This window comes from Aeromicrobium sp. (assembly GCF_014378035.1).
GTDB lineage: Bacteria > Actinomycetota > Actinomycetes > Propionibacteriales > Nocardioidaceae > Aeromicrobium.
The window spans coordinates 1-2,215 of sequence record NZ_JACMOM010000270.1 but is presented as its reverse complement, the minus strand read 5'-3'; the positions used below and the strand labels follow the sequence as shown (position 1 = coordinate 2,215).

The window sequence follows — 2,215 nt, the reverse complement described above, 5'->3', positions numbered from 1 at the left end:
CATGCAGGCAGCCAAGGAACAGCACAACTGGCTGTCGACGCCATACACCTGCGCAGGGCCGCCCGTTGCGTCGTTCCCGGCGATCTGTCACACCGATGCAACGTTCTACGAGTTCGACGGCAAGAGCCTCGTCGACGTGGGCAGTTTCGTGGGCATCGACCTGCTCTGATTCATCCCGTATCCGGCGCGGGTCGCGGTGACACCTCTGTGTCCTCCCCGATCCGCGCCGACTGCGCAAGTCCTAGCAGGGCGCTTCTATGACGTCTATGCAGGCCGTACGCGGCACCTAGGATGCGCGGTGTCTGCCGCCGATGCCAGCTGGGAGCCGAAACATTTGTCTGAGGGCGAATTGGATCCCTTCGCCCTGACTTTTGCCACGCTAGTGCGCACCTGAGTGGGTCAGTTGATGAGTGCGAGGGCGTCGCGGAGTTCTGTGGGGAGTGGATCGGCGGCGGTGATGATCTGGTTGCCGGCGCGGATCTGGACGGTGCGGTAGCGCCGCGTCGTTCGGACGAACTTCTTGATGCTCCAGCCGGTGCGGTCCTCGATCAACCGGGTGATCGCGAGGGCTGCGAACACGACGTTCAGGTGGGCGTCGATGGAGTCGCGTTTGCGGTGGTAGATCGGGCGGGCCCGTAGGTCGTGCTTGGACATCCGGAATGACTTCTCGACGTGCCAGAGCTGGTGGTAAGCGCCGATCACGAACTCCGGTGACGGGTCGGCCATGTTGGTGATGTAGGCCTTCAGACCAGCGACCGAGCGGGCTTTGGCTTCGAGTTCGCGGTTGATGGTCTTGTCGCCGCCGGTGAGTTTGACGAACCGGTTCCGCTTCACGGGTTCCTTGCCGGCAACGGCTCGTTCGGCCTTGGCGATCTGGGTGTCGATCCCGTGCAGGGACCGGCGTGCGGAGTCGGCCTTGTAGCGGATGTAGGTGACCTTGTCGCGGCGCCCAGCGGCCTTCGCTACACCGACCGCGGGCCAGGGTTGGGTGAAGACCTGCCCGTCGGCGATGTCGACGCCCGGGTGATCAGCACGCCACTTCTTGACCTGGAAAGGCTCCTCGGGGATCCGGGCCCCGATGATGTAGGACAGCCCGGCGTCCTCGATCGCTTCACGGTTGGCCTCGGAGAACATCCCGGCGTCCGCGACCACGGTGACGTCGGTGAGGTCGTGGGCGGCCATGAACGAGGTGATCGTCGGCAGCATCGACTTCGTCTCTGCTTTGTTGGGTTCGAACGCCTCGTCCGTCAACGGGGACCCGGCCGCGTCGGTGAGCAACCCGACCGTGTTCTGTGGCTCCAGGCGCCGTTCTTTGGAGAACCCGGGCTCGCGGAACCCGTCGCCCTCGTGGGTCTCGAAGTACAACGTCGTGACGTCGTAGAGGACCAGTGATGCCGGGCCGAGTGCAGCGCGCTGCGCGCATGCGCCAGCCAGAGCTCGACGCCAGGTGTCCTTGGCATAGACCGGGAGGCGCCGGTTCATCGTGCGATACGACGCAGGGGCGACCCCGGCCTCTTCGAGCACGCGGAGGCTGTCGAGCTTGCTGGTCGGCTCGATGATCCGCGCCAGCACCAGTTGGCGGAACACCTCATCGCCCCCAGCGGCCTCCTCGAACCCCAGCACGTCGTAGGCCCCTGACAACGCATCCCACAGGTGTCCCATCCGCGAGGAGAGGATCGGCAACGGCTCCGGTGTCGTGTCAGCTATCCCAGCCGGAAGTTCAAGCCCGAGATCGAGTTCGTCCTGGTCGCCGGCAAGGCGCCTGGCGGCAGCGATCTTCAGCGCCGCGACCTCCTGGTCGTTGTGCGCGGAGCCGAGATGCTCGATCTTGCGCGACCCACGACTTGAGGAGTGCACGATCTGGACCGCAGTCGCTCCCGAGGACGTCTTCACCGTCCGCACGTAGGCCACGAACCCAGAATACGAGTACTGCCAGTGCGCAAATTCAGCCCGCCCGGAGAGCAAACCCGCAGGTCAGCCAGCTACCGTCCGGTCGACCCCGCCAGAGTGGCAAAAGTCAGGTCAGTGTCTCGGACAGTTCTTCTGGGCACTAGTCCTGAGGTCATGGACGCCCTGGAGCTAGCCCGCGCAGGAGCGGTCATCCTGGAGATCGAGCGGATCCGGCTGGCAAGGTCGAACCGCGGTCTACAAACGTGAGTGTGGGCATCCGACGTCGACGTGTGGGCTGTCTCGGTGATCTCGGACGGGGGTCCCT

The 2,215-nt window shown here is 64.9% G+C and carries 1 protein-coding gene; it reads right to left on the bottom strand.

What is annotated here, in order from left to right; all coding sequences use genetic code 11:
• Positions 1-399: 399 nt before the first annotated feature.
• On the bottom strand, positions 400-1,902 hold the full coding sequence (locus H7290_RS13950; RefSeq protein WP_290514622.1) for an IS1634 family transposase: 1,503 nt from the start codon (positions 1,900-1,902) through the stop codon (positions 400-402).
• Between the last annotated feature and the right edge of the window lie 313 nt (positions 1,903-2,215).